This window comes from Streptomyces sp. CNS606 (genome assembly GCF_000426325.1).
On the sequence record NZ_AUFD01000010.1, the window covers coordinates 22,681 to 48,975 of the forward strand.

Annotated in this window: 24 protein-coding genes and 3 pseudogenes; 12 read left to right on the forward strand and 15 right to left on the reverse strand. The window is 72.1% G+C overall.

The annotated features are described in order from the left end of the window. Positions 1 to 20: 20 nt before the first annotated feature. Both K304_RS0107655 and K304_RS27895 read right to left on the reverse strand, forming a co-directional pair. The gene (locus tag K304_RS0107655; protein ID WP_027763263.1) at positions 21 to 764 is read right to left on the reverse strand and encodes an ABC transporter permease; all 744 of its coding nucleotides are present in this window, start codon (positions 762 to 764) and stop codon (positions 21 to 23) included. Beyond that, positions 757 to 1,812 (reverse strand): ATP-binding cassette domain-containing protein, encoded by a 1,056-nt coding sequence (locus K304_RS27895; protein ID WP_051308082.1) that lies wholly within the window; start codon positions 1,810 to 1,812, stop codon positions 757 to 759. The genes K304_RS0107655 and K304_RS27895 overlap by 8 nt, the downstream gene beginning before the upstream one ends. An 87-nt stretch (positions 1,813 to 1,899) precedes the next feature. Between K304_RS27895 and K304_RS0107665 the strand changes: the two genes are divergently transcribed. Beyond that, complete coding sequence (locus K304_RS0107665) at positions 1,900 to 2,673, forward strand: TetR/AcrR family transcriptional regulator C-terminal domain-containing protein (protein WP_027763264.1); 774 nt, start codon at positions 1,900 to 1,902, stop codon at positions 2,671 to 2,673. Between the two features lie 37 nt (positions 2,674 to 2,710). On the opposite strand, the gene K304_RS0107670 is transcribed toward K304_RS0107665, so the two are convergent. The 4 genes and pseudogenes from K304_RS0107670 to K304_RS27905 form a co-directional block, all read right to left on the reverse strand. Next, positions 2,711 to 3,919, reverse strand: a complete 1,209-nt coding sequence (locus K304_RS0107670) for a cysteine desulfurase-like protein (protein ID WP_027763265.1) — start codon at positions 3,917 to 3,919, stop codon at positions 2,711 to 2,713. Between the two features lie 172 nt (positions 3,920 to 4,091). Further along, entirely contained in the window at positions 4,092 to 4,565 is a 474-nt protein-coding gene (locus K304_RS27900) for a thiol-disulfide oxidoreductase DCC family protein (RefSeq protein ID WP_051308084.1), read from the reverse strand. Positions 4,566 to 4,631: 66 nt separating this feature from the next. Further along, positions 4,632 to 4,820: a DUF397 domain-containing protein gene (locus K304_RS0107680; RefSeq protein ID WP_027763266.1), complete on the reverse strand. Its 189-nt coding sequence runs from the start codon at positions 4,818 to 4,820 to the stop codon at positions 4,632 to 4,634. Further along, positions 4,817 to 5,648: pseudogene (locus tag K304_RS27905) on the reverse strand (helix-turn-helix domain-containing protein). The gene K304_RS0107680 and the pseudogene K304_RS27905 overlap by 4 nt, the downstream one beginning before the upstream one ends. A gap of 274 nt (positions 5,649 to 5,922) precedes the next feature. Between K304_RS27905 and K304_RS0107690 the strand changes: the two are divergent. After that, the gene (locus K304_RS0107690) at positions 5,923 to 6,105 is read left to right on the forward strand and encodes a hypothetical protein (protein WP_027763267.1); all 183 of its coding nucleotides are present in this window, start codon (positions 5,923 to 5,925) and stop codon (positions 6,103 to 6,105) included. Positions 6,106 to 6,144: 39 nt separating this feature from the next. Here the strand turns inward: K304_RS0107690 and K304_RS0107695 are convergent, their stop codons facing one another. Both K304_RS0107695 and K304_RS0107700 read right to left on the reverse strand, forming a co-directional pair. Further along, positions 6,145 to 6,561: a VOC family protein gene (locus K304_RS0107695; protein WP_027763268.1), complete on the reverse strand. Its 417-nt coding sequence runs from the start codon at positions 6,559 to 6,561 to the stop codon at positions 6,145 to 6,147. A 10-nt stretch (positions 6,562 to 6,571) separates the two neighbouring features. Continuing rightward, entirely contained in the window at positions 6,572 to 6,991 is a 420-nt protein-coding gene (locus K304_RS0107700; protein WP_027763269.1) for a helix-turn-helix transcriptional regulator, read from the reverse strand. A gap of 242 nt (positions 6,992 to 7,233) precedes the next feature. Here K304_RS0107700 and K304_RS0107705 point away from each other — a divergent pair, with 242 nt between their 5' ends. Next, on the forward strand, positions 7,234 to 9,627 hold the full coding sequence (locus tag K304_RS0107705; protein WP_027763270.1) for an excinuclease ABC subunit UvrA: 2,394 nt from the start codon (positions 7,234 to 7,236) through the stop codon (positions 9,625 to 9,627). 19 nt (positions 9,628 to 9,646) lie between these two features. Here the strand turns inward: K304_RS0107705 and K304_RS31635 are convergent, their stop codons facing one another. Next, positions 9,647 to 10,381, reverse strand: a complete 735-nt coding sequence (locus K304_RS31635; protein ID WP_051308087.1) for a DUF4328 domain-containing protein — start codon at positions 10,379 to 10,381, stop codon at positions 9,647 to 9,649. A 266-nt stretch (positions 10,382 to 10,647) separates the two neighbouring features. Continuing rightward, positions 10,648 to 12,255, reverse strand: coding sequence for a beta-N-acetylhexosaminidase (locus K304_RS0107715; RefSeq protein WP_027763271.1), 1,608 nt, complete (start codon positions 12,253 to 12,255; stop codon positions 10,648 to 10,650). A 241-nt stretch (positions 12,256 to 12,496) separates the two neighbouring features. On the opposite strand from K304_RS0107715, the gene K304_RS0107720 reads away from it, so the two are divergent. The 8 genes from K304_RS0107720 to K304_RS0107760 all read left to right on the forward strand — a co-directional run bounded on the left by K304_RS0107720 (position 12,497) and on the right by K304_RS0107760 (position 20,297). Next, entirely contained in the window at positions 12,497 to 13,063 is a 567-nt protein-coding gene (locus K304_RS0107720; protein ID WP_027763272.1) for a 2-oxo-4-hydroxy-4-carboxy-5-ureidoimidazoline decarboxylase, read from the forward strand. Between the two features lie 197 nt (positions 13,064 to 13,260). Next, positions 13,261 to 13,641 (forward strand): succinate dehydrogenase, cytochrome b556 subunit, encoded by a 381-nt coding sequence (gene sdhC / locus K304_RS0107725; protein WP_078528775.1) that lies wholly within the window; start codon positions 13,261 to 13,263, stop codon positions 13,639 to 13,641. Between the two features lie 6 nt (positions 13,642 to 13,647). Continuing rightward, positions 13,648 to 14,127 (forward strand): succinate dehydrogenase hydrophobic membrane anchor subunit, encoded by a 480-nt coding sequence (locus K304_RS0107730; RefSeq protein WP_027763274.1) that lies wholly within the window; start codon positions 13,648 to 13,650, stop codon positions 14,125 to 14,127. A gap of 34 nt (positions 14,128 to 14,161) precedes the next feature. Further along, on the forward strand, positions 14,162 to 15,916 hold the full coding sequence (gene sdhA / locus K304_RS0107735) for a succinate dehydrogenase flavoprotein subunit (protein ID WP_027763275.1): 1,755 nt from the start codon (positions 14,162 to 14,164) through the stop codon (positions 15,914 to 15,916). Further along, the gene (locus tag K304_RS0107740) at positions 15,916 to 16,677 is read left to right on the forward strand and encodes a succinate dehydrogenase iron-sulfur subunit (protein ID WP_027763276.1); all 762 of its coding nucleotides are present in this window, start codon (positions 15,916 to 15,918) and stop codon (positions 16,675 to 16,677) included. The genes sdhA and K304_RS0107740 overlap by 1 nt, the downstream gene beginning before the upstream one ends. Before the next feature lie 231 nt (positions 16,678 to 16,908). Then, on the forward strand, positions 16,909 to 17,889 hold the full coding sequence (locus K304_RS0107745) for a trypsin-like serine peptidase (RefSeq protein WP_486591601.1): 981 nt from the start codon (positions 16,909 to 16,911) through the stop codon (positions 17,887 to 17,889). Between the two features lie 242 nt (positions 17,890 to 18,131). Continuing rightward, positions 18,132 to 18,980, forward strand: coding sequence for a GNAT family N-acetyltransferase (locus K304_RS0107755; protein WP_027763279.1), 849 nt, complete (start codon positions 18,132 to 18,134; stop codon positions 18,978 to 18,980). 111 nt (positions 18,981 to 19,091) lie between these two features. After that, on the forward strand, positions 19,092 to 20,297 hold the full coding sequence (locus tag K304_RS0107760; protein WP_027763280.1) for an acyl-CoA thioesterase/bile acid-CoA:amino acid N-acyltransferase family protein: 1,206 nt from the start codon (positions 19,092 to 19,094) through the stop codon (positions 20,295 to 20,297). A 29-nt stretch (positions 20,298 to 20,326) separates the two neighbouring features. Here K304_RS0107760 and K304_RS0107765 read toward each other — a convergent pair whose 3' ends face one another. Together K304_RS0107765 and K304_RS0107770 are read right to left on the reverse strand one after the other, a co-directional pair. Further along, positions 20,327 to 21,613: a metallophosphoesterase gene (locus K304_RS0107765; protein ID WP_027763281.1), complete on the reverse strand. Its 1,287-nt coding sequence runs from the start codon at positions 21,611 to 21,613 to the stop codon at positions 20,327 to 20,329. 1 nt (position 21,614) lies between these two features. After that, on the reverse strand, positions 21,615 to 21,893 hold the full coding sequence (locus tag K304_RS0107770; protein WP_037789619.1) for an SCO4848 family membrane protein: 279 nt from the start codon (positions 21,891 to 21,893) through the stop codon (positions 21,615 to 21,617). 121 nt (positions 21,894 to 22,014) lie between these two features. Between K304_RS0107770 and K304_RS27915 the strand changes: the two genes are divergently transcribed. Continuing rightward, positions 22,015 to 23,367 carry a D-alanyl-D-alanine carboxypeptidase gene (locus K304_RS27915; protein WP_078528777.1) on the forward strand — a complete coding sequence of 451 codons (1,353 nt, stop codon included), beginning with the start codon at positions 22,015 to 22,017 and terminating at the stop codon, positions 23,365 to 23,367. A 160-nt stretch (positions 23,368 to 23,527) separates the two neighbouring features. On the opposite strand, the pseudogene K304_RS33940 reads toward K304_RS27915, so the two are convergent. The 3 genes and pseudogenes from K304_RS33940 to trpS all read right to left on the reverse strand — a co-directional run. Beyond that, positions 23,528 to 24,358, reverse strand: a pseudogene (locus K304_RS33940) (YihY/virulence factor BrkB family protein); the annotation flags it as partial. Positions 24,359 to 24,685: 327 nt separating this feature from the next. Beyond that, a pseudogene (locus K304_RS27920) lies at positions 24,686 to 25,205 on the reverse strand (2'-5' RNA ligase family protein); the annotation flags it as partial. 62 nt (positions 25,206 to 25,267) lie between these two features. Continuing rightward, the gene (trpS, locus tag K304_RS0107790; RefSeq protein WP_027763284.1) at positions 25,268 to 26,284 is read right to left on the reverse strand and encodes a tryptophan--tRNA ligase; all 1,017 of its coding nucleotides are present in this window, start codon (positions 26,282 to 26,284) and stop codon (positions 25,268 to 25,270) included. Positions 26,285 to 26,295: the final 11 nt, after the last annotated feature.

The following is a 26,295-nucleotide window of genomic DNA, read 5'->3' on the forward strand; positions in this document are numbered from 1 at the left end:
GCGCCGCGCCCGGACGGGCGTCAGCGGATCCGGCGGCGGAAGAGGGCCGCGGAGGCGGCCATGCCGAGGACGGTGAGCACAGCGCACCAGGCGAGGGCGCGCCACGGGCTGTCGCCGGCCGACTGGTCGAGGAGCAGCGCGCGCAGCGACTCGATGACCGGGGTGAGCGGCTGGTGTTCGGCGAAACCGTGCAGCCAGCCGGGCATGCTGTCGATGCGCACGAAGGCGCTGGAGGGGTAGGGCAGGAAGGCCACGAAAAAGGTGAACGCCCCTGCCGCCTCGGGCGTCCTGGCGAGCAGGCCCACGGTCGCCGCCAGCCAGGTCATGGCCACCACGAAGGCGAGGAGCACGCCGACGGCGGCGAGCAGCCGCGCGGGGCCGGCCTGCGGGCGGAAGCCGATGGCCGCGGCGACCGCGAAGACCAGTGCGGACGCGGCGGTGTTCCGGACCACGGAGGCGGCGACGTGCCCACCGAGCACCGCCGTGCCACCCACGTCCAGGGAGCGGAAGCGGTCGATGATGCCGCCGGCCATGTCGTCGCACACGCTGATCGCCGTGTTGCCGACGCCGAAGCCGGCGCAGAGCACCAGCACACCGGGGACGACGTACTGCACGTAGGCGCCTCCGGTGTCGATGGCGCCGCCGAAGAAGTAGACGAAGACCAGCATGAGCATCACCGGCAGTGCGAGCGCGGTGATCAGGGCGTCGGTGTTGCGTGTGGTCAGGCGGACCGAGCGGCCGACCATCGTCAGGGCGTCAGACACGGCTGCTCTCCTCGGAGGTCGCGGCGGTCACAGGGGAGCCAGGGGCGGGGGTGGCGGGGGTGGCGGGGGTGCCGCCGGTGAGGGTGAGGAAGACGTCGTCGAGGGTGGCGGTGTGCAGCGCGAAGCGCTGCACGAGGCGGTGTTCGGGGTCGACGGCGTCCAGCAGGCGCCGCACGTCGGCCGCGCGGCCGTCCGTGGTGACGCCGAGCAGCAGGCGCTCGGGGTCGCGCCGTACGACCAGGGTGTCGAGGAGGTTCGTGGCGTACCGGTAGGCGGCCGGGTCGGTCAGCGTGAGGTCGAGGCGCGTGCCGGCGACGCGCCGCTTCAGTTCGGCGGCGGTGCCCTCGGCGGCGATCCGTCCGCCGTCGATGACGGCGATGCGGTCGGCGAGCCGGTCGGCCTCCTCCAGGTACTGGGTGGTGAGGAAGACGGTCACGCCGCCGCGCGCCAGTTCCCCCACGACCTCCCACACGGCGAGCCGGCTGCGCGGGTCGAGTCCGGTCGTGGGCTCGTCGAGGAAGAGCACGGACGGCTCGCCCACCAGCGAGGCGGCGAGGTCGAGGCGGCGGCGCATGCCGCCGGAGTAGGTGGCGACGCGGCGGCGGGCGGCGCCGGCGAGGTCGAAGCGTTCGAGGAGTTCCGTCGCGCGCCGTGCCGCCGCCGGGCGGGACCGCCCGGAGAGGCGGGCCATCATCCGCAGGTTCTCGGCGCCGGTCTGCTGTGCGTCGAGGGCGGCGTACTGGCCGGTGAGGCTGATGGCGCGCCGCACCCGCGCCCGTTCGGCGGTCACGTCGTGCCCGGCCACCCGGGCGGTGCCGTCGTCCGCGGCCAGCAGGGTGGCGAGGATGCGCACGGTGGTGGTCTTCCCGGCGCCGTTCGGGCCGAGCAGGGCGAAGACGTCGCCGCTGCGGACGCGGAGGTCGACGCCGTCCAGGACGCGCACCGCCCCGTACGCCTTGCGGAGCCCGCGCGCCTCGACGGCGAGTCCGGTGCCGGGCGCGGCTGATGGTTCCGGCCCGTGGTGCGGGTGCGTCGGCTGTCGTGTCATGGTGGGCGTCCCCGTTCTTCTGTGTACGGCATACACGTTTCTGTGTAGACCGTACACGGTATTGCGTATGCCGTAAACTCACTCGGCATGGAGCAGCAGGCGCACGAGGAGCGGGACGGAGCCGGGGACGGCGCGTTCCCGGCGGCGATCGAGGCGGCGTGGGGCCTGCGCCCGCGCCCGCACAAGGGGCCCAAGCGGGGCCTGACGCTGGAGGGGATCGTCGAGGCGGCGGTACACGTCGCCGACGGCCACGGCATCGACGCCGTGTCGATGAGCCGCGTGGCGAAGGAACTCGGGGTCTCCACGATGGCGCTCTACCGCTACGTGGACACCAAGGACGAGCTGGTCACGCTGGCCGTCGACGCCGCACTCGGCCCACCGCCGCCGCTGGCGGAGGGCCTCGGCTGGCGGCGAGGGCTGGAGCAGTGGGCGGCGCACGTGCGGGACGCGCTGCTGGCGCACCCCTGGACGCTGCGGGTGGTGACCGCCTTCGGGCCACCCGCCACTCCGCACCAACTCGCCTGGCTCGACCAGTCGTTGGCCGTTCTCGACGGGACCGGGCTCACGGAGGGCGAGAAGGTCGGCACCTCACTGATGATCAGCGGCCTGGTACGCAGCCAGGCGACCGTGGAGGTATCCCTCCGCGACGACCCCGCCAGCGGACGACGGTGGGCCGCGTACGAGTCCTTCCTGCGCCGCGTCACCGGCGACGGCCGCCTCCCCGCCCTCCGGGCGGCCATCGAGGCCGGGGTGTTCTCCGCCTCCGCCGACTTCGAACCGGCCGCCGAGGAGGACGACTTCGCCTACGGCCTCCAGCGCGCCCTGGACGGCATCGAGGCCCGGCTCGGCCGCCCGGGCTGACGTCCGCCGCGGCTCGCGGCACGCCTCAGCGCACGCCTCAGCGCGCGGCAGCCGCCGCGATCTCGGCGAGGCCGTCGAGCAGCCGGTCCACGTCGTCGGCGTTCGTGTACGGCGCCAGCCCGGCACGGACGGCGCCCTCGTCCCCGAGGCCGAGGTGGCGGGACGCCTCCAGGGCGTAGAAGTGGCTCGCGGGAGCGTTCACCCCTCGGCGGGCGAGCTGTTCGTGCACCGCGCGCCCCGGCACCCCGCCGACGGTGAAGTACGCCGTCGGAGTGCGCCGCTCGGGGGCTCCGTGCAGGCGCAGGCCCTCGATGCGGGCGAGGCCGTCCAGCAGCCGGGCGAAGAGTGCGGCCTCGTGCCGCTCCAGCGCCCGCATCGACTCCAGGACCCGCGTGCGGCGGTCCGGCGCGGTGGAGGCCAGGGACGCCAGGTAGTCCACGGCGGCCGTGGTGCCGGCCAGCAACTCGTACGGCAGCGTGCCCAGTTCGAACCGCTCGGGCACCTCGTCGGCGGACGGCAGCAGCTTGTCCGGGCGCAGCGGTTCCAGCAGCGCGGGCGAGGCGGCGAGCACGCCGTGGTGCGGACCGAGGAACTTGTACGGCGAGCACATGAAGAAGTCGGCGCCCAGCGCGGCGAGATCGACGGGCGTGTGCGGGGTGAGGTGCACGCCGTCCACGTACAGCAGTGCGCCGGCCTCGTGCACGGCTTCGGCGAGCGCGGGCAGGTCGGGGCGGGTGAGGACGTTCGAGGCGCCGGTCACGGCGACCAGCCGGGTACGGGCCCCCAGCACGGCGCGGACGTGGTCGACGGTCAGCTCGCCGCGCTCCGGGTCGAAGCCGGCCCACCGCACGGCGGCCCCTGCGGCCTCCGCGGCCTGGACCCACGGGCGGATGTTGGAGTCGTGGTCGAGCCGCGTCACGACCACCTCGTCCCCCGGCGCCCACTCCTTGGCCAGCGCACGCGACACGTCGTAGGTGGCCTGGGTCGCGGACCGGGCGAAGACCACACCGCGCGGGTCGCAGCCCAGCAGGTCCGCCACGGCCTGCCGCCCCTCCCGCACCGCCGCCTCCGCGCGGTGCTCGGCGGCGGTGACGGCGCCCCGGTTGGAGATGCCGGAGCACATCGCGTCGGCGACGGCCCCGGCGACCTGCCGCGGCGTCTGCGTACCGCCCGGCCCGTCGAAGAACGCCGTCCCGTCCGCCAGCGCGGGAAAGTCCTCCCGGACCGCTGCCACGTCGATGCCCATCGCACTCCCTCACTCGGCAACCCCTCACCCGCACGCCGAGGGCAGGGACCTCCGCGACCGGATCACGACGAGGCGCCGGTTGTCCACCCCGGGCGGGCCTCCTCCTTGGGCTGGACCGGAGCGAAGAACGAAGCCTGAAGGCGGCGGTCGTGGACCACGAACGGATGCGCGCCTACGCCGCTCCCGACGGCCGGCCCGGCCCGGTGGCGGGGCCGGCTGCAGGGCCGTCGGGAGCGGGGCCGTCGGCGGCGGGCGGACGGATCGCGCACGCGGGGGTGCCGCCGGGGAGCCGGTGGCGGTTGGCGGCGACGAGGCGGTAGAGGCCGCCGAGGGGCCGGCGCAGCGGCGGGAGCATCAGCACGCCGCCGACCACGGGCCACGCGCCGCGCGCGTTGAGCAGGATCTTGCCCACGGCCTCCGCGCCACCCCACACCGTGCCGACGGGGGTCACCCACAGCACCTCGTGCTGGACGCGTTCCTCCGTGACGCCGAGCGCGTCGAGGTCGGCGAACTGCCAGGGGACGGCCGTGCAGCGGGGCCGCAACCGCCGCTGCACGAAGCCGACCGCCGTGGTGCAGAAGCCGCAGTCGCCGTCGTACACGAGCAGCGCGCCCTCGGGGCGCTCCCACGCGATCGCGCCCGTCATGTCCGGGGCTCCCACTTGAAGACGCGGTGCGCGGCGACGAGCATCAGCGCGTTACGGTACACCCGGTTAGCCCTGCTTCGCGGCGAACTCCACGAAAGAAGCCCAGGATCCCGGGCCGAACCCTAGCTCCGGTCCGCCTGTGATCTTCGAGTCCCGCACGTGGACAGCGCCTGGTGCACCGGCAACCTCCACGCAGCTGTCACCCGAGCCGCCGCTGTAACTGCTCTTGAACCAGTGCAGTTCGTCGCTGGTCATGCTGTAGCTCCTCGCATCTGCCGCAACAGACTCACGGAGTCGTCCATCGTCAGAGCCTGTGACCGCATCCTCGCATAGCGCATATGGAGCGTGCTGACCACTTTTCGGTCGGTGACGAACTGGCCGCTCTCCTGCCCCTCACAGTAGGCGAGCCAACGGTGGTCCTGCGTTTCCAGCGCCTGAATCGGCCCGTCCAACCCGGCATGCGCCTCCCGCACCAGGGGCATGATCTGGAGCTCGACGTTCCGTCGGTCGGCCACCTCCAGGACGTGGTCGATGAGGGCGCGCGTGATCTCCACTCCCCCGGTCCGCCGCAGGAACAGATGCTCCTCCAGGATGAAGCTGTACGCCGTGTTGGGCCGTTCGTACAGCAGCCGTTGCCGGTCCAGGCGGGCGGCGAGCTGGGCCTCGATCTGCTCGTCGCCGAGCGGCGGCAGCTGGTTGGTGAACAGCGTCCGCGCGTACGCCTCGGTCTGGAGCAGCCCGGGAATCAAGCGGCACTCGTACGTGTAGAGCGTCACGGCCTCCGCCTCCAGGCGGGCCCACTGCCGGAACCAACTCGCCAGCCCCGGCTGCCGCGACAGGTGCCGCGCCGCGCCCCGCAGCGCGCCGAAGGCGTCCAGCGTCTCCTCAGCCCCGGTCGACGAGGTCGGCCGGCGGGAAGCGGCGCCCCTGTTCGACGGAGGCGACCGTCGGCACCGAGTAGTGCACGTGCGGGGCGAACTCCTCCCGGCTCAGCCCCGCCCGCTTGCGGAACGCCTTCAACACCTCGCCGAACGCCCGCAGGCTGTCCGACCCCGCAGGCTCCGCCGCTTCCCACGGGCTCAGCGGCGCCGCCTCCCGTCCCACCCGTCATCCCCGGTCACCTTTCGCAGGTCCACGTACGCTTTCTCCGCGTATCGTCCCGTCTGCTCACCCGGATGCGCCACCGACAGCACGCGTACGCTGACGGTGCGTACGCGTTCCGCCGCACCCCAAGACATCGCCGCCTTCCCCGTGTTCGGATGGGGGCGGGCCGGGCTGAAAACAACGGGTTTACGTCCGGCAAGGCTGGGCAGAAGCGTCCTTCTGATCCCAGGACCCCCACACGGCAGGAGAGGCCATGACGCGCAGCAGAGTGCTCTGGTTCTTCCTTGTCCTCCCCCTCGTCACCCCGCTGCTCCTCGCCGCGTTCGCCGAAGGCGACGGTCTCACCCGTCAGGTCTGGGCCGACAGCATCACCGTCGCCGCCGCCATCGCCGTCGGCAACGCGCTCGTCTGGGGCAAGCGCGAGTCCGAGCAGTGACCGTCCGCCGCCCCGGCCGCCCGGAGCGCGGCCGCGGAGTCACCGCTTCAAAGGCTGGGTGAAGCGCAGCAGGTTGCCGGCCGGGTCCCGGAACCCGCAGTCGCGGACGCCGTACGGCTGGTCCATCGGCTCCTGGAGTACGTCCGCGCCCGCGGCGCTGACGCGCTCGAAGGTGGCGTCCACATCGTCGGTCGAGAAGATGACGCCGTGCAGCAGACCCTTGGCCATCAGCTCCGCCATGGCCAGCTTGTCGGTCTCGGACGCGTTCGGGTGGGCGACGGGTGGCTCCAGGACGATGTTCACGTCCGGCTGCGAGGGCGAGCCGACGGTCACCCAGCGCATCCCCTCGAAGCCCACGTCGTTGCGCACTTCGAGTCCCAGCACGTCGCGGTAGAAGGCGATCGCCGCGTCGTGGTCGTCGACGGCGATGAAGCACTGCGAAAGCTTGATGTCCATGCCGTTCACGCTACGGCTGGGCGGGGCGGCGCGCTTCTCCGTTCCTGACCGGTCGCGTGTGGATCTTCGCCATGCACGCCGGGATCACGGAGCCGTCGTCGTGGCTCCGGGCCCGGTAGGCGCTCGGGCTCTCCCCCACCAGCTCGGTGAAGCGCGTGCTGAACGATCCCAGCGACGTACAGCCGACCTCGAAGCAGACCTCCGTCACCGAGAGGTCGCCGCGCCGCAGGAGCGCCTTGGCACGCTCGATGCGGCGGGTCATCAGGTAGCTGTACGGCGTCTCGCCGAAGGCCGCGCGGAAACAGCGCGAGAAGTGGCCGGGAGACATCAGGGCGTCCCGCGCCAGCGACGGGACGTCGAGCGGCTCCGCGTAGTCGCGGTCCATCCGGTCGCGGACCCGGCGCAACCGGACGAGGTCGTCGAGTCCCAGCCGTTTCACCTGCTCAGTGTCCCACAGCGCCCGTGTCCCGCGCCGGGGCCGCGGGAGCCGCCCCGAGGCGGCCGGCGGAACCGCTTGCGGCCCGGCGAAGACCGGTCAGGAATCGAGAAGCGGCGGCGGAACGGCCGCCCCTAGCCTGACCGGGCACGGCGAAAGCCCTCTGCATGCCGGGCTGCCGCAGGCGGCTCGACCCGGACATACTGCTCGAAGCAGGCTGGATCGAGGGAGACACGATGAGCAAGGCCACCACGCAACGGTCGCAGTCGTCCGAGCCGCACGTCGCCGACAGCCACGGCATGATCCGCGTGCACGGAGCGCGCGGGAACAACCTCAAGGACGTCAGCATCGAGATCCCGAAGCGGCGCCTCACGGTGTTCACCGGCGTCTCCGGCTCGGGCAAGAGCTCCCTGGTCTTCGACACCATCGCCGCCGAGTCGCAGCGGTTGATCAACGAGACCTACAGCGCGTTCGTGCAGGGCTTCATGCCGACGCTGGCGCGGCCCGAGGTCGACGTGCTCGACGGGCTGACCACCGCGATCACCGTCGACCAGCAGCGGATGGGCTCCGACCCCCGCTCCACGGTCGGCACCGCCACCGACGCGAACGCCATGCTGCGCATCCTCTTCAGCCGGCTCGGCACGCCCCACATCGGCTCGCCGCAGGCGTTCTCCTTCAACGTCGCCTCGATCAGCGGCGCGGGCGCCGTCACCTTCGAGCGCGGCGGGAAGAAGGTGAAGGAGCGGCGCGACTTCAGCATCACCGGCGGCATGTGCCCGCGCTGCGAGGGCCGGGGCTCGGTCTCCGACATCGATCTCGACCAGCTCTACGACGACTCCAAGTCGATCGCGGAGGGCGCGTTCACCATCCCCGGCTGGAAGTCGGACAGCTGGTGGACGGTCCGGATCTACGCCGAATCCGGCTTCCTCGACCCGAACAAGCCCATCCGCCGCTTCACCAAGAAGGAGATGCAGGACTTCCTCCACCACGAGCCGACCAAGGTCAAGGTCGAAGGCGTCAACCTCACCTACGAGGGCCTGATCCCCAAGATCCAGAAGTCGTTCCTGTCCAAGGACCGCGAGTCGATGCAGCCGCACATCCGGGCGTTCGTGGACCGGGCGGTGACCTTCACCGACTGCCCCGAGTGCGGCGGCACCCGGCTCAGCGAGGCGGCCCGGTCGTCGAAGATCGGCAAGGTGAGCATCGCCGACGCCTGCGCGATGCAGATCAACGACCTCGCCGCATGGGTGCGCGGGCTGAAAGAACCCTCCGTGGCGCCGCTGCTCACCGCGCTGCAGCACACCCTCGACTCGTTCGTGGAGATCGGGCTGGGCTACCTCTCGCTGGAACGCCCCTCCGGCACGCTCTCCGGCGGCGAGGCGCAGCGCGTCAAAATGATCCGGCACCTCGGCTCCTCGCTCACCGACGTCACCTACGTGTTCGACGAACCCACCATCGGCCTCCACCCGCACGACATCCAGCGGATGAACGACCTGCTGCTGCGACTGCGGGACAAGGGCAACACCGTCCTCGTCGTCGAGCACAAGCCCAGCACCATCGCGATCGCCGACCACGTCGTCGACCTCGGCCCGGGCGCCGGTACGGCAGGCGGCACGGTCTGCTTCGAGGGCACGGTCGACGGGCTGCGCGCCGGGGACACCGTCACCGGCCGCCACCTCGCCGACCGCACCTCGCTCAAGGAGACGGTGCGGGAGCCCTCCGGTGTGCTGGAGATCCGCGGCGCCGACGCGCACAACCTGCGCAAGGTCGACGTGGACGTCCCGCTCGGCGTGCTCACCGTCGTCACCGGCGTCGCCGGCTCCGGCAAGAGCTCCCTCGTCCACGGCTCGATCCCCGCGGGCGAAGGCGTCGTCTCCGTCGACCAGAGCCCCATCAAGGGCTCCCGCCGCAGCAACCCGGCGACGTACACCGGGCTCCTCGACCCGATCCGCAAGGCGTTCGCCAAGGCCAACGGGGTCAAGCCGGGCCTGTTCAGCGCCAACTCCGAAGGCGCCTGCCCGAACTGCAACGGCGCGGGCGTCATCTTCACCGACCTGGCGATGATGGCCGGCGTCGCCACCACCTGCGAGGAGTGCGACGGCCGGCGGTTCGCCTCGTCGGTGCTGGACCACCACCTGGGCGGCCGCGACATCAGCGAGGTGCTGGAGATGTCGGTGGCCCAGGCCGAGGAGTTCTTCGGCGACGGCGAGGCCCGTACTCCCGCCGCGCACCGCGTCCTGACCCGGCTCTCCGACGTCGGGCTCGGCTACCTCACGCTCGGTCAGCCGCTCACCACCCTCTCCGGCGGCGAACGGCAGCGCCTGAAGCTGGCGACCCACATGGGCGACAAGGGCGGCGTGTACGTCCTCGACGAGCCGACGGCCGGCCTGCACCTCGCGGACGTCGAACAGCTCCTCGGGCTCCTGGACCGGCTGGTCGACTCCGGCAAGTCGGTGATCGTGGTCGAGCACCACCAGGCGGTCATGGCGCACGCCGACTGGATCATCGACCTCGGGCCCGGCGCCGGGCACGACGGCGGCCGGGTCGTCTTCGAGGGCACCCCCGCCGACCTCGTCGCCGCCCGCTCCACCCTCACCGGCGAACACCTGGCCGACTACGTCGGAGCCTGAGGTCGCGGGCCCTGCGGGGTCAGCCCACCAGGCGGGTGGCCTGACGGGTGGTCACCCGCCGGACGAGGAGCAGGAGGAGGACGGCGGCGGCCGCGGCGAAGGGGGCGCTGAGCAGGGAGTTGCCGGGGAACACGTTCACCGAGTGCGACTCGAAGGTGTTGCCGCCGAACTCCTTGACCGTGTGGGTGAGACGGAAGCCGGTGAACCAGGAGAGCAGCCAGCAGGTCCACCAGGCGACGATCAGCGCCGGCGTACGCCCGCGCCCCTCACGGCGCGGCTCGGCCGTGCCCCACCACACGTCCAGGACGACCTGGAGCGGCAGCCACAGGAAGCCGACGGGGACGAACCACGACCCGATCGCCCACCCCTTCGCCAGCCGCCGGGGGCCGGCCCACCGGTACGGGTCAAGGTGCTCGACGTTGGCGCGTACCCGGTGCAGCCACACGATGACCAGCACGGCGCAGGGCACCTGCCACATCGACGTGAGACCGAGCACGACGGCCGCGGCCCCTCCGGCGTCCAGCAGCATCAGCAGACCGCCGACCACGTGCAGGCCGGCGGCTCCGGCCAGCAGCCCGGCGGTCCAGTTTCCCAGCCCCGTGACCGGCTGGAGCGGCGCCGGCGGAGCGGCGGGCGGAACCGCCCACGGCCCGTGCTGTGCCGTCGGCCCGCCCGGATACCCGGGGAGCCGCTGTGCCGGATACGGCTGCGACTGCCCCGGCTGCACCTGCCCGCCGTCCCCCTGTACCGCCATCGCCCGCTCCTCCCGCGCCCGGCCCCACGCGACCACCTGGGCGCTTCACGTTTTCTTCACGTCGGCGCCGCATGATGATCACCACTCACCCCGCGAAGTCAAGCGACCCGACCCCGCCCCCGCCCGCCGTTGCGGGATCGCAACCGGGCGACACCCCGCCAGAAGCGGTCCCGGGCCAGGAGGGACCTGCGGCGAGCGCGACCTGACGTCGTGTCACGACGGCGGGCGCGTCGAGGCCGGGCGGGCGGCCCGGCGGTCCCAGCAGGTCAGGAGCGGGTGTCGACGCGGTCGACGAGGGAGGTGAACTGCTGCCAGGTGAGGTCGGGGCGGGTGGGGTTCCAGAGCTTCTGGGCGGTGGCGGCGAGGGGGAGGCGGATGCCGTCCGCGACCTGGGCGGTGGTCTGGGCGTCGGCGATGTCGCCCCAGACCGCGAAGCGGCCGCCGAGGATGCGGTCCGGCCCGGAGAGGGCGTCCGGCAGCGGCTCCGTGCCGCGCACCACGGCCGGCGTCCACTCCTCGTAGATGCGCTCCCCGGTCGGGTAGGTGAACTCGTTGGGCTCGCCGAGCACGTAGTAGAGGTACTCGTCGTTCATGTTGACGACCTCCCAGTCCTCGCGGAGGTAGTCCGCCGGCGGACGGGCGCCGATCTCCTTACCCGTCCAGTACGTGACCTCGCGCGGGCGGGACGGCTGGACTGCGCCGCCCTCGTGCATGCCGTCGTTCCACACCTGCGGCGTCTTGTCGTGGGCGCGGACGGTCTTGGCGCGCGCGTTGAGCCAGGCGGTGGCCAGGTCCTCCACGTCGGCGCCGGAGCCGAAGCGGGAGCGGGCCGCGGCGGCGAGTTCGGGGAAGGCCGCTTCCGGGTTCTCCTCGAAGAGCGCCGCGTACTCGTCGCCGCCCAGGTGGAACCAGGGCCCGGGGAAGAGGTCGGCGTACTCGTCGAGGAGGTCGTCGACGTACCGGCCGGCGGCACGGTCGGAGATGTCGATCGCGCCCGGGACGGGCTCACCGGCGGCGTCACGGAGCTGGAACCTCGGCTCCGCCTTCAGCACCGCGCCCAGGTGGCCGGGCGAGTCGATCTCCGGGATGACGGTGATGTGGCGGGACGCGGCCAGGTCGATGATCTCGCGCACCTGGGCCTTGGTCAGATGCGGGTCGGAGACGATCTCCGGGTGCCGGTCGGACTCGATGCGGAACGCCTGGTCGTCGGAGAGGTGCAGCTGGAGCTGGTTGAGCTTGAGATCGCCCATCTCCCGGACGCGGTCCTTGATCCATTCGGCGCTGTAGTGCTTGCGGGCGATGTCGAGCATGAAGCCCCGCTGGGCGCGGGCGGGCTCGTCGCGGATCGTGCCGTCGGCCATGCGGCCCTCGCCGCGGACCGTCTGGAGCAGGGTGCGGGTGCCGTAGAAGACACCGGCGTCCGTGGAGCCCGTGATGCGCACGAGGCCGTCGCGGCTGCGCAACTCGTAGCCCTCGCGGGGGATGCCGCCGTCCGGGTCGAGGGCGAGGAGGACGTCGGAGGGGCCGGCGGTGCCGGAGGCGTAGGACAGGTCCAGTTCGCGGGCGAGCAGCCGGGCCTCGTCGGTCAGCGGGGAGCCCTCGGGGGCGACGACGCGGCTGTCGTCGGTCGGCTGCCATCCGGGGCCGCGCACGGGGTCCCACTCCCGGACGGAGGGGACGGAGACGGGCGCGGGCCCCAGCCGGTCCGGCGGCGCGGTGGTCGGCTGCCGCGTGGCGGGGCGGGTCTCCTCGGAGCCGTCACCCCCGTCGTCGACGTCGTCGCCGGTCACGGCCAGGATGATGAGGGCTGCGACGGCGCACGCGCCGAGCGCCACGGCGCAGATCAGCAGAATTTTCGGCCACGTACGTCCCATACGCCTACGGTATTGACCCTTTCCCGTCGAATCGCGTCAGCTGTACGAACGCGACCTCTCCCGTACGGGTGAAATTCGCGCACGCGTCGGAGGACAGTGCTCACCCACCGTTACGGTGAGAACGTCCTGCACCGGGCTGCACCCGGTGCCCGGTCTGCACCGCACGACTGCGCGCCACCGCACCGTCCCCGCTGTCGCACGTCTGCCGTCCCTGCCCTTGTCCCCCGTCCACCGAGGAGTCATGCGCCTCCCCTTCCCCCGCAGCGGCGCCGACCACGGCCGCCCCGCCACGCCACACGCCGGCCCGGCGCGCGGCGCCTCGTCACCGCTGCACCGCTTCAACGCGACCGCCCCGGCGGCCGCGCGGAGCATGCTGCTCGCCTGCTGCGGCAGCCGCCGGTGGGCGCACCGGCTGGCCGTCCACCGGCCGTACCCGGACACCGAGGCGCTGCTGGCCGCCGCCGACGAGGCGGGCTATGACATGACTCACGCCGACCTGACCGAAGCACTGGCGGCCGAGTCCGCCTACCACCCGCCGACCGACGGCCCCGGCGCGCTGGCGGCGACCACCGCCCTGCGCGCCGGGCACGCCGCCTACGCGGACCGTTTCGGCCACGCGTTCATCGTCCACCTCGACGACTTCCGGCCGGAAGAGCGTCTTGACCAGGCACTCACCGGCATCCGGGCCCGTCTGGCGAACGACGCCGACGAGGAGCGGGCGGTCGCCGCGGAGGAGCTGCGGCGGCTCGCGCGGGCCCGGCTGGCCCGCCTCCTGACCGCCCCACGGGCCGGCGCCGCCCGCCCCTGACCGGCCCGCCCGGGCGCGTTGCGGCAGGTGAGCCACGTCTCACCGAGTGTCGGATACCGCACACCCGGCAGCCCCCGTACCGGTGTAGAAACCAACCGTCGCTACGATGGCCGATGGCCGGTGGACCGTATCCGGCCGGGCCCGACCGACACACAAGGCCGGCAGGCCCCGATCCCGCTCCCGGAGGGTAAATTTCCGTGCCGGCTGGAACGCTGTACCGCGGCCGGGAAGGAATGTGGTCGTGGGTGGCTCACCGAGTCACCGGTGTCCTCATCTTCTTCTTCCTGTTCGTGCACGTCCTGGACACCGCGCTCGTGCGCGTCTCCCCCGAGGCGTACGACTCGACGATCGAGCTGTACAAGAACCCGATCGTCAACGTGATGGAGTACGGCCTCGTCGCCGCCGTCCTCTTCCACGCGCTGAACGGCCTGCGGGTCATCGCCGTGGACTTCTGGTCCAAGGGCGCGAAGTACCAGAAGCAGATGCTGTGGACCGTGATGGTGGTCTGGGCCGTGGTGATGGCCGGGGCCTTCTACCCGGTACTGGAGCACACGCTGCGCGAGCTGTTCGGGAGCTGATCGTCCATGGCCACTGACATCGAGATGACCGGCAGCAGCGCCGCCGGCTCCGGCGAGCCCTACGGCCCGGACAACCCCGCACCCGTGATCGAGGCGCCGCGCGCCCGCACCGCGCGCACCCCGAAGTCGACCCGCACGAACTTCGAGCTGTACGGCTGGATCTTCATGCGACTGTCCGGCATCCTCCTCACCGTCCTGGTACTCGGCCACCTGGTCATCCAGCTGGTGGTGGACGGCGGCGTGTCGCGCATCAGCTTCGCCTTCGTCGCCGGCCGCTGGGCCTCCCCGTTCTGGCAGGCATGGGACCTGATCATGCTGTGGCTGGCGATGCTGCACGGCGGCAACGGCCTGCGCACGGTGATCAACGACTACGCCGAGCGGGAGAACACCCGGTTCTGGCTGAAGATGCTGCTGTACACCGCGACGGTGTTCACCGTCCTGCTGGGCACGCTGGTGATCTTCACCTTCGACCCGAACATCCGCTGAAGACCGGGCTGAGGCTGAGGTAACAGGTATCGCCATGAAGATCCACAAGTACGACACCGTCATCGTCGGCGCCGGCGGCGCGGGCATGCGCGCCGCCATCGAGTCGACGAAGCGCAGCCGCACCGCGGTGCTCACCAAGCTGTACCCGACCCGCTCCCACACCGGCGCCGCCCAGGGCGGCATGGCCGCCGCCCTCGCGAACGTCGAGGAGGACAACTGGGAGTGGCACACCTTCGACACGATCAAGGGCGGCGACTACCTGGTCGACCAGGACGCCGCCGAGATCCTGGCGAAGGAGGCCATCGACTCCGTCCTCGACCTGGAGAAGATGGGCCTGCCGTTCAACCGCACCCCGAACGGCACCATCGACCAGCGCCGCTTCGGCGGCCACAGCCGCAACCACGGCGAGGCGCCGGTCCGCCGGTCCTGCTACGCCGCGGACCGCACGGGTCACATGATCCTCCAGACGCTGTACCAGAACTGCGTCAAGGAGGGCGTGGAGTTCTTCAACGAGTTCTACGTCCTGGACCTGCTGCTGCGCGAGACCGACGGCGTGAAGCGGACCGCCGGCGTCGTGGCGTACGAGCTGGCCACCGGCGAGATCCACGTCTTCCAGGCGAAGGCCGTCGTCTTCGCCTCCGGCGGCAACGGCAAGTTCTTCAAGGTCTCCTCCAACGCCCACACGCTCACCGGCGACGGCCAGGCGGCCGCGTACCGGCGCGGGCTGCCGCTGGAGGACATGGAGTTCTTCCAGTTCCACCCGACCGGCATCTGGAAGATGGGCATCCTGCTGACGGAGGGCGCCCGCGGTGAGGGCGGCATCCTCCGCAACTCCGGCGGCGAGCGCTTCATGGAGAAGTACGCGCCCGTCATGAAGGACCTCGCCTCCCGCGACGTCGTCTCCCGCGCGATCTACACCGAGATCCGCGAGGGCCGCGGCTGCGGCGCGGACAAGGACCACGTCTTCCTGGACCTCACCCACCTGCCGCCGGAGCAGCTGGACGCCAAGCTGCCGGACATCACCGAGTTCGCGCGGACCTACCTGGGCATCGAGCCGTACACCGACCCGATCCCGATCCAGCCGACCGCGCACTACGCGATGGGCGGCATCCCGACGAACGTCCGCGGCCAGGTGCTCGCCGACAACGACACCCCGGTCCCGGGCCTGTACGCGGCCGGCGAGGTCGCCTGCGTGTCCGTGCACGGTGCGAACCGGCTGGGCACCAACTCGCTGCTGGACATCAACGTGTTCGGCCGCCGGGCCGGCATCGCCGCTGCGGAGTACGCGTCCACCGCCGACTTCGTCGAGCTGCCGGAGGCGCCGGAGGCCAAGGTCGTCGGCATGGTCGAGGAGCTGCGCGACTCGACCGGCACCGAGCGGGTCACCGAGATCCGCAAGGCGCTCCAGGACACCATGGACCGGAACGTCATGGTGTTCCGCACCGAGCAGACGCTCAAGGAGGCCGTCGAGACGATCGGCGCGCTGCGCGAGCGCTACCGGCACGTCAGCGTCCAGGACAAGGGCAAGCGGTTCAACACCGACCTGCTGGAGGCCGTCGAGCTGGGCAACCTGCTCGACCTGGCCGAGGTCACGGCGGTCTCCGCGCTGGCCCGCAAGGAGTCCCGCGGCGGCCACTACCGCGAGGACTACCCGAACCGCGACGACGTCAACTTCATGCGCCACACGATGGCGTACCGCGAGGTGGGCGACGACGGCACCGAGTCGATCCGGCTGGACTACAAGCCGGTCGTCCAGACCCGCTACCAGCCGATGGAGCGTAAGTACTGATGAGCACTCCCGTGATGGAGAAGACGGAGGGCGAGGAGGCGACCGCCTCACACCTGATCACGGCGACCTTCCGCATCCGACGGTTCAACCCCGAGGTGTCGGCCGAGGCGGTGTGGGAGGACTTCACCGTCGAGATCGACCCCAAGGAGCGCGTCCTGGACGCCCTCCACAAGATCAAGTGGGAGATGGACGGGACCCTGACGTTCCGCCGTTCCTGCGCGCACGGCATCTGCGGCTCGGACGCGATGCGGATCAACGGCCGCAACCGGCTGGCGTGCAAGACCCTGATCAAGGACCTCAACCCGGCCAAGCCGATCACCGTCGAGGCGATAAAGGGCCTCACCGTCCTCAAGGACCTGGTGGTCGACATGGAGCCGTTCTTCCAGGCCTACCGTGACGTCATGCCGTTCCTGGTGACCGAGGGGAACGAGCCGACGCGCGAGCGCCTGCAGACGGCGGAGGACCGCGAGCGGTTCGACGACACCACCAAGTGCATCCTGTGCGCCGCGTGCACGTCCTCGTGCCCGGTGTTCTGGAACGACGGCCAGTACTTCGGCCCGGCGGCGATCGTCAACGCGCACCGGTTCATCTTCGACAGCCGTGACGACGCGGGCGAGCAGCGCCTGGAGATCCTCAACGACAAGGACGGCGTGTGGCGTTGCCGCACCACGTTCAACTGCACGGACGCCTGTCCGCGTGGCATCCAGGTCACCAAGGCGATCCAGGAGGTGAAGCGGGCGCTCATCACGCGCCGCTTCTGAGCCTCGTCCCGGCTCCGCCGAGCCGACCGTGCTGCGCCCGCTGCCCGCCCCTCGTGAGGGGCGGGCAGCGGGCGTTTTCCGGCCAACTTCGGTTTAGGTCGTTGTCGCGCTCATGACGTTTGTCATGATCAGTGGCACGCTACTTCTCACTACGTGGACGTCCAGCCGCACCACTCGTCTGCCCGGAGGCCCGACCGCCTCCGAAGTCCCCCCATCGCAGAAGGAGTACGCGTGAGACGCACCCGAACCAGCCTGCGCGGCACGGCCGGAGCCCTGCTCGCCGCGGCCGCCCTCCTCACCACCGCCTTCACCGCCACGGCCGCGCCCGCGGACGGGCCGTCGGCCACCGTGCACGACGCCCGGCACACCGCCGAGGGTTTCTGGACCGCCGAAAGGATGCGGAACGCACAACCGCTCGACCTGCTCGACGTCGCTCCCGGCGACGCGTCCGGCCAGGCCGTGCCGCGCGGCGAGAAGCGCACCGTCGCCCCGACGGCCGCCCCGGACGGCGGGCCGATCGGCACCCGGGCGTTCCCCGAGGGCGGCGGCCCGTGGACCGGCGGCGGCGACGTCGTCACCACCGCCGGCCGGGTGTTCTTCACCTACGGCGGCCGCACCGCCTCCTGCTCCGGCAACGCCGTCACCAGCGACAACAAGTCCACCGTGATGACGGCCGGCCACTGCGTGAAGCTCGAAGGCTCCTGGCACACCGACTGGGTGTTCGTCCCGGCCTACCACGACGGGCAGTCGCCGTACGGCCGCTGGTCCGCGTCCGAGCTGCTGGCCACACCCCAGTGGGTGGCGAGCGAGGACATCAACTACGACATCGGCGCGGCGGTCGTGGAACCGCTGGGCGGGCAACTCCTCACCGACGTCACCGGCGGCCAGGGCCTGGCGTTCAACACCGGCTACGACCTCGACATGTACGCCTTCGGCTTCCCGGCCGCCGACCCGTACGACGGCGAGAGGTTCATCCACTGCAGCGGGACGACGATCCGGGACTTCCTGCTCTCCAGCGACCACGGCATGAACTGCGACATGACCGGCGGCTCCAGCGGCGGCCCCTGGTTCACACAGTTCGACGAGGCGACGGGGACCGGCCTGCAGTCGTCCGTGAACAGCTTCACGTACACCTTCCTGCCGAACTACATGTTCGGCCCGTACTTCGGAGCCGACGCGGAGAACCTCTACGAGACCGCCCAGGCGGGCTGACCCCCCCCCCGGCAGCGGTGGTCCGGCCTCCGCGGGAGGCCGGACCGTCACCCGACTTCCCTCATCCGCACCGGCTGCCCAGTCGTCCGCGCGATCACCTCGACGTCGCGGTCGTGGTGCAGCGGCACCAGCCCCACCTCCGCGGCGGTCGCGGGGCGGGCCCGCCGGTGGACGCTCGTCCGGGATCGGACACACCAGCCCGTGATCTCGCGGAGCGTCGTGTCCCCCGGCACACTGAGTCCATGGTCGGCTCCATGGAGATCGGTACGGCGAGCGCCGAGGAGACCGCGGTGTTCCGGGAGTGGGCGCACGCGGAGGGCTGGAACCCGGGGCACTCGGACGCCCTGGCCTTCCGCGCGGCCGACCCGCGCGGCTTCCTGGTGGGGCGGCTCGACGGGCGGCCGGTGTCACTCGTCTCCGCCGTCCGGTACGGCACCGGCCACGGCTTCCTCGGCTTCTACCTCACCCGCCCCGACCAGCGCGGCCGGGGCCACGGCAGCCGGCTGTGGCAGGCCGCGATGCACCGCCTCGCCGGGCGGAACGTGGGGCTGGACGGCGTCGTCGCGCAGCAGCAGAACTACCGGCGCTCCGGCTTCCACCGGGCCTGGACCCACCTGCGGTACGAGGGCGCGCCGCCCGCGGACGCCCCACCGGGCGTCACCCTCGTGGACGGCCGCACCGTCCCGTTCGGACGCCTCGCCGACCTGGACCGTCGCTTCTTCCCCGCGCCCCGCGACGCGTTCCTCGCGCTGTGGACGATCCTGCCGGGGCACAGCCCGCTCGCCGCCGTCCGCGACGGCCGCCTCGACGGTTTCGCCGTCGCCCGGCCCGCCGAACACGGCACCCGCGTCGGCCCGCTCTACGCGGACTCCCCCGAGACGGCACTCGCCCTGCTGGTCGGCGTCACCGCAGGCTCGCCTCCGGACGATCCGGTCGTCCTCGACGTCCCGGACGTGAACCCGCGCGCCGTCCGCCTCGCCGAAGACCTCGGCCTGCGGCCCACGTTCGCCTGCGCCCGCATGTACACCGGGCCGGTCCCGGAGCTGGACACCGACTGCCTCTACGCCACCACCACCCTCGAACTGGGCTGACGGCGAGCGAGCGGCGCTCTGCTTCGCCGGTGACAGGTCGGCAGGCCGGACGCCAGGACGTTGCCCGCATGCGGCGATGACGCAGGGAATCCCGGCGGGCACGCTGTGCGCATGAGATCTGGCAGCAGACGAGGAGGGACGGCCGTCGCCGGCGCGGTCACGGTGCTGGCGCTGGTCGGCGGGTGCGTGAGCGAGCCCGCGCTCCCGGAGCACACCTCGATCGAGGTGGACCGGCCCCGCGCGCTGTACGACGAGGCGATACGGACGAGGATCACCGGCCTGCCGCCGGGGGCGACGGTCACCGTCACGGCGACGACGAAGGGTCGGCAGGCCGGATGGCGCAGCGAGGCGACGTTCCGGGCCGACGGCGGCGGAGTCGTCGACCTGACGGAGGACCAGCCGCTGGACGGGTCGTACGAGAAGGCCGACGGGATGGGCCTCTTCTGGTCGATGAAGCCGGGAAAGAAGGGGGTGCGGTGGTTCGCGCCGCCCGGCAGTTCCGACCGGCCGGCCTACGACGTGCGGCTCGTGGTGAGCGCCGAGGGGAAGCCGTCGGCCCGGCGCACGGTGACGCGTGTCGGCATGGAGAAGGGTGTACGGCACCGCAGTCTCCGGGTGGAGAAGGACGGCCTGCACGGCGAGCTCTACCTGCCGCCTCCCGGCGCGCAGGCGGCCGCGCCCGTGCTGCTGTTCGGAGGCTCGGAGGGCGGTGACACCCAGTGGGGCAGGGCGGCGCTGCTCGCCTCGCGCGGGCACCCGGCGCTCTCCCTGTGCTACTTCCGGTGCCCCGGCCGGCCGGAGAACCTGGAGGGGATCGAGCTGGAGTACTTCGCGCGCGCCGCCGAGTTCCTGCTCGGGCAGGAAGGCGTGGAGGACCGGAAACTGGTGGTGGCCGGCTCGTCGCGCGGCAGCGAGGCCGCGCAGCTGCTCGCTCAGCACCGCCCCGGGCTGGTGGAGGACGCCGTCGCCTTCGCTTCGTCCAACCACGTGGCACCGGCGCTCCCCGACGCCGGCGCGGACGCGTGGACACGGAACGGCGAACCCGTGCCTCAGGACTGGATTCCGCTCGACGACGTCCGGGGGACGGTGCTGGGCGTCGCGGGCGGGGACGACCGGTTGTGGGACGCCACCTACCTCTCCGAACCTCTCGCGAAGAGGCACCGGCTGCTGACGTACGAGAAGGCGGGGCACTTCGTGTCGGGGCCGCCGTACCTGCCGGAGGCGAAGCCCGGATGGCGGTACGGCGGCACGCGTGCCGCGAACGCGGCGGCGAAGGCGGATGCCTGGCCCGAGGTGCTGAAGCTGGTACGGGAGTGACGACAGTACGGGCGGAGCGGCTGCGGGGTTCAGGCGTCGGGTGAGGAGAGGGTGACGACGGTGATGTCGGACTCGGCGCCGACCCGGACGGGCGGGCCCCAGGTGCCCGCGCCGCGGGTGACGTACAGCTGCGTGTCGCCGTAGCGCTCCAGCCCGGCGACCGTGGGGTTGGCGAGCTCGGCCAGATACGGGCCGGGCCAGAGCTGGCCGCCGTGGGTGTGGCCGGAGAGCTGGAGGCCGACGTCCCACTCGACGGCGTCGTGGATCTGCACCGGCTGGTGCGCCAGCAGCACGGAGGCGCGGGCCGGGTCCCGGTCGCCGAGGGCGGCCCGGAAGTCGGGCCCTTCGCCGACCCGCTCCCCCTCGACGTCGTTGACCCCGGCGAGGTCGAAGCCGGGCAGCTCGCGCCGCTGGTTCTCCAGCGGATGGATGCCGAGGTCGCGCAGGTGGTCGATCCAGGACCGGGCGTCGCCGAAGTACTCGTGGTTGCCGGTGACGAAGAAGGAGCCGTGCCGGGAGCGGAGCTGCGTCAGCGGTTCCGCGGCCGGGCCGAGGTCCGCCACGGTGCCGTCGACCAGGTCGCCGACGATGGCGACCAGGTCCGGCTGGGTGGCGTTGATCGCCTCCACGATGCGCCGGGTGTGGGCGCGTCCCAGGATCGGGCCGAGATGCACGTCGCTGACGACGGCGACGCGGTAGCCGTGGGCGCGGCGCGGCAGCTTGGGCAGGGTGACGGTGACGCGCTTGGTGGTCGGTCCGTTGAGGACGCCGACGGTGCCGGCGGTGACGGTGCCGGCGGCGAGGGTGGCCGCGCCGATCGCGACGGAGCGGGCGACGAACAGGCGGCGGGAGGCGTCCTGGGGCCGGTCCGTCTCGGCTGCTTCGGGGGCGGCGGCCCCCGACGCCTCCGGTGCGCCGTCGGTGGCTTCACCCCCGGGCCCGCGGACCGGGCTTCGCTCGGCGTCCTGGAGCGCCGGAGCGGCTTCGGAGGGAGCAGGCCGGCGGGGCAGGGTGCGGAGGAGCAGCGGGCGGACGAGTTCGCCGAGAAGCAGGGCGAGGGTGAGGTAGAGGAGGAGGGCGAGCCACAGGTAGCCGGGCCACGCGAGGACGCGTTCGACCGCGAACGGCGCCCCGGAACGGCCGACGATCATCGTGGCGACGGTGGTGGCGGGGAGCAGCCACACCAGCACGGTGCCGGTGCGGCGCCACGGGCCGCCCTTGCGGGAGACGTCCTTGACCAGCCGTCTCCACAGGTACCAGTGGACGGCGACCAGGACGGTGAGGACGGAGACGCCGATCAGCAGAGCGAGGGCCATGTCAGCGCTCCGCTCCGGTGCCGGTGCCCGCGTCCGGCTCCCGCCGCCCGCTCGGCCCTCGCAGGCCGAGCAGCCCCCGCAGGCCGAGCACGCCGATCGCCGTGCCCAGCAGGAAGGAGACGACGGCGAGCGTCAGGTGCACCCAGAAGTACGCCGTCGGGTCGCCGTCCTCGAATGCCAGGCCGCTCGCGTCCTGCACGAGATTGCGGACGAAGGTGATCCAGATGAACCAGGACCAGACGCCGAAGGCGAGCAGGAACCAGGAGACGCGGCGGGTCATGACGCGGGGCTGGTGCATGGTTCAAGTATGGCTATCGGCCTAATGCCGTCGCCGTTCGGGGCGACAGTGCCGGGTTACGGGCCCCGCAAGGTCCCCAGGGGATGAATGTGCCTGTACGTTCATGTGTGTGCCGACGACCTCAACTGCTTCGCGCCCGCGCGGTCTCCGCCGCGCGCGCCTCCTCGCGCTCGCCGCTGCCACGCTCCTGACGGCCAGTTTGCCCGTCCCGACAGCATATGCGGCCCCCACCGAGGAGGAAAAGGACAAAAAGAAGCCTCCGGCTCAGATGTCGACCATCGGCGGGGCACGCCTCGGCGAGCCGGGAACCCAGGTCGATCCCCGACCGGGAGCCGACGCCCCCAAGGTGCCGAAGAAGCTGACGGCCCGCTCCTGGATCGTGGCCGACGCCGAGACCGGGCACGTGCTCGGCGCACACAACGCGCACTGGAAACTCGCACCGGCCAGCACCCTGAAGATGCTCTTCGCCGACACGCTGCTGCCGAAGTTCCCCAAGGAGATGGAGTACGAGGTCACCCCCGCCGACCTCGCGCACGTCGGCGAGGGCAGCAGCCGGGTCGGGGTCAAGGAGGACCACCCCTACACGGTGGAGGACCTGTGGCTCGGCGTGTTCCTGCGCTCGGGCAACGACGCGGTGCACGTGCTCTCGGCCATGAACGGCGGGATCGGCCGGACCGTGAAGGAGATGAACGCGCACGCGAAGGAGCTGCGCGCGCTGGACACCCACGCGGTCAGCCCGGACGGCTACGACATGCCCGGGCAGGTCTCCTCCGCCTACGACCTCACCCTCATCGCGCGGTCGGGCATGCAGAAGGCCGATTTCCGCGAGTACGTCTCGACGGTCCGCGCCCAGTTCCCCGGCGAGTGGAAGAAGAAGAAAGGCAAGGACGGGGAGAAGAAGCGGAAGCACTTCGAGATCCAGAACACCAACCGGCTGCTGACCGGCAACGGCATCGAGGCCTACCCCGGCATCGCCGGCGTGAAGAACGGCTACACCTCGAACGCCGGCAACACCCTGACCGCCGTCGCGGAGCAGGACGGCCGCGTGCTGCTGGTCACGGTGATGCACCCGGAGGACGGCCACCTGAAGGTCTACGAGGAGACCACCAAGCTGTTCGACTGGGGCTTCGCCGCCGCGGACGCGGTGCGGCCGGTCGGAGAACTGGCGCCGCCGGCGATCCCCGAGACGGACGCCAAGCCCGGTGCGGACGGCGAGGCCGGCGGCAACGAGGGCAACCCGGGGGGCAGCCAGGACCCGGACGAGGCGTCCCTGGTCGAAGCCGGCGACGAGCAGGCGGGCTCCGGCGGGGGCATGAAGATCGCCCTGGGCCTCACGGGCGGGAGCCTGGTGCTTCTGGCGCTGGTCGCGTACGTGGTGCACCGCCGCTGGCCGATGGCGCTTCCCGACGTGTCCCGGCTGCGGCGCGGTCCGGGGAACTCGGAGCGGGAGGGCTGATCCTCCCGCCGGGCCTGCCGTGCTTCTTCGAGGCGTCCGCCCCGCCCGGGGCGGACGCCTCGTCGTCGTCGGCGCCCGGCCCGTCGGCGCCCGGCCCGTCCGCGTCCGCCGGCGCGGTGTCCGCGCCCTCCTTGCCGCGGATCGGGCGGGACGCGGTGGCCGTCCAGCCGGCGCAGAGGAACAGCAGCTTCGCCATCAGGCTGATCCACAGCAGCAGGGCGATGGGCACGCCGAAGGCGCCGTACATGCTCTTCGCCGCGACACCCTGGAGGTAGCCGCCGAGCAGTGCCTTGAGCAGCTCGAAGCCCGCCGCGCCCATCAGGCAGGCGGCGATCAGGGAGCCGCGCGGCGGCTCGACGCGCGGCAGCCACTTCAGCACGTACCAGAGCAGCAGGAAGTCCGTGGCGATCGCCGCCCCGTAGCCGCACGCCCGGAGCAGCGCGGTGCCGACTCCGCCCTCGACGAGACCGGCGCGTTCGGCGACCCAGCCCACCGCGGCCACCGCGAACGCCGAGCCGGCGACCGACAGCAGTCCGACCAGACCCAGGCCGGCCAGCACCCCGAGGTCCTTGACCTTGAGGAGCACCGGATTGCCCGGGTCCTCCTCCAGGTCCCACACCGCCCGCAGCGTCTCCCGCAGGGTGCTCGCCCAGCCGACACCGGTGACCAGCAGCAGCGCGCCGCCGACCACGCCGACGGTGCCCGCGTTGTCGACCAGGGTGCGGAGGTCGAGCTGATCGGCGATGCCGGGGATCTGCGCGGCCATCCAGTCCTGGAGACCGCTCATCCGGTCCGGTGAGAGGAACGTGGCGCCGACGGCGGCGGCCACCGCCAGCATCGGGAACAGCGCCAGGAAGCTGGTGAAGGTGACGGCGGCGGCCAGCCGCGTCCAGTGCCGGGCGTCCAGGTGCTCGTAGGTGTGCCAGAGGCGGGTGCGGAACAGCCAGGCGGCCGCCGGTCCGACCACGGGGAGTCGGGTCAGCCAGTCCATGGTCACCGCCTGTTCGCTACGGAACGCTCCTCGGGGTGCGCGACGCGTGCGCCTCCTCCCGCCCCTGTCGCGTCTGCCCCGGGCGGGCGGGCGTCACACACCGTAGGTGCGGTCAGCCGCGACGCAGCGCACCGGCGGCCGGCGGCGCGCCGGGGCCGAGCGGGGGCGCGGCCAGCGGCGGGCCCGGCACCTCGACGGCCGGGGAGCCGGTCAGCCCGGCGACCGGCGGCGTGTCGAGCGCCGAGACGGTCGGCGGCAGCGGCGCGGGCGCGGCCGGGGCGTGCTCGTGACCCTGCTGCGGCAGCGGCGTGCGGGGGCGCTGGTCGGCGAAGAGGAAGTGGCGCTGGAGCCGCCAGACGCCGTCCTCGCCCTGCTCGTAGAGGGCGAAGCCGGTGACCGTCCAGGACGCCTCGAAGTCCGCGAGCTCCTCGTACGCCCGGTCCATCGCCTCCTCGTCGATGCCGTGCGCGACGGTGACGTGCGGGTGGTACGGGAAGGTCAGCTCGCGGGCGCCGAGCGGGCCGTCCGCGTCCCGCACCCGCTCCTGGAGCCAGCCGCAGGCGGAGCCGCCCTCGACGACCTGCACGAACACCACCGGCGACAGCGGCCGGAAGGTGTCGGTGCCGGACAGCCGCATCGGGAAGGCCCGGCCGGACGTCGCCACCGAGGCCAGGTGCTCCTCGATGGCGGGGCGGGCGTCCGCGTCGACCTGCGTCGGCGGGAGCAGGGTCACGTGCGTGGGGATGCCGTGTGCGGCGGTGTCGCCGAAGCCCGTACGACAGTCCTGCAGCAGGCTGCCGTACGGCTCCGGGACGGCGATCGATACGCCGAGCGTGACGGTCCCCACGTCGCTCTCCCTTCTCGCTCCTGCGGTGCTGCGGTCGGTCTCCCGGGCCGCTTCGGCCGGTGTCAGTGCTTGGCGGGCACGAAGCCCACCTTGTCGTACGCCTCCGCCAGGGTCTCCGCGGCGACGGTACGCGCCTTGTCCGCTCCTTCGGCGAGGAGGGAGTCCAGCGTCTCCGGATCCTCCATGTACTCCCGGGTGCGGGCGCGGAACGGCTCTGCCCAGCCCGCGACGACCTCGGCGAGGTCCGTCTTGAGCGCACCGTAGCCCTTTCCGGCGTACCGGTTCTCCAGTTCCGGCACGGAGGCACCGGTAAGAGTGGAGAGGATGGTGAGCAGGTTGCTCACGCCCGGCTTGTCGACCACGTCGAAACGGATCTCCGTCTCGGTGTCGGTGACCGCGCTCTTGATCTTCTTCGCGGAGACCTTCGGCTCGTCGAGCAGGTTGATGATGCCCTTCGGCGACGAGGCCGACTTGCTCATCTTGATCGACGGTTCCTGGAGGTCGTAGATCTTCGCCGTCTCCTTGAGGATGTACGGCTGCGGGATGGTGAAAGTCCGGCCGTAGCGGCTGTTGAAGCGCTCGGCGACGTCCCGGGTGATCTCGACGTGCTGCCGCTGGTCCTCGCCGACCGGGACGCGGTCGGCCTGGTACAGCAGGATGTCGGCGATCTGGAGGATCGGGTAGGTGAACAGGCCGACCGTGGTGCCCTCGGCGCCCTGCTTGGCGGACTTGTCCTTGAACTGGGTCATGCGCGACGCCTCACCGAAGCCGGTCAGGCAGTTCATGACCCACGCGAGCTGCGCGTGCTCGGGGACGTGGCTCTGCACGAAGAGCGTGCAGCGCTGCGGGTCCAGGCCGGCGGCGAGCAGCTGGGCGGCCGCGAGGCGGGTGCTCTTGCGCAGTTCGGCCGGGTCCTGCGGGACGGTGATGGCGTGCAGATCGACGACCATGTAGAACGCGTCGTGGCCCTCCTGGAGGTCCACCCACTGACGCACGGCACCGAGGTAGTTACCGAGGTGGAACGAGCCCGAGGTGGGCTGGATGCCGGACAGCACGCGAGGACGACGATCATTGGCCATACCGGCATTCT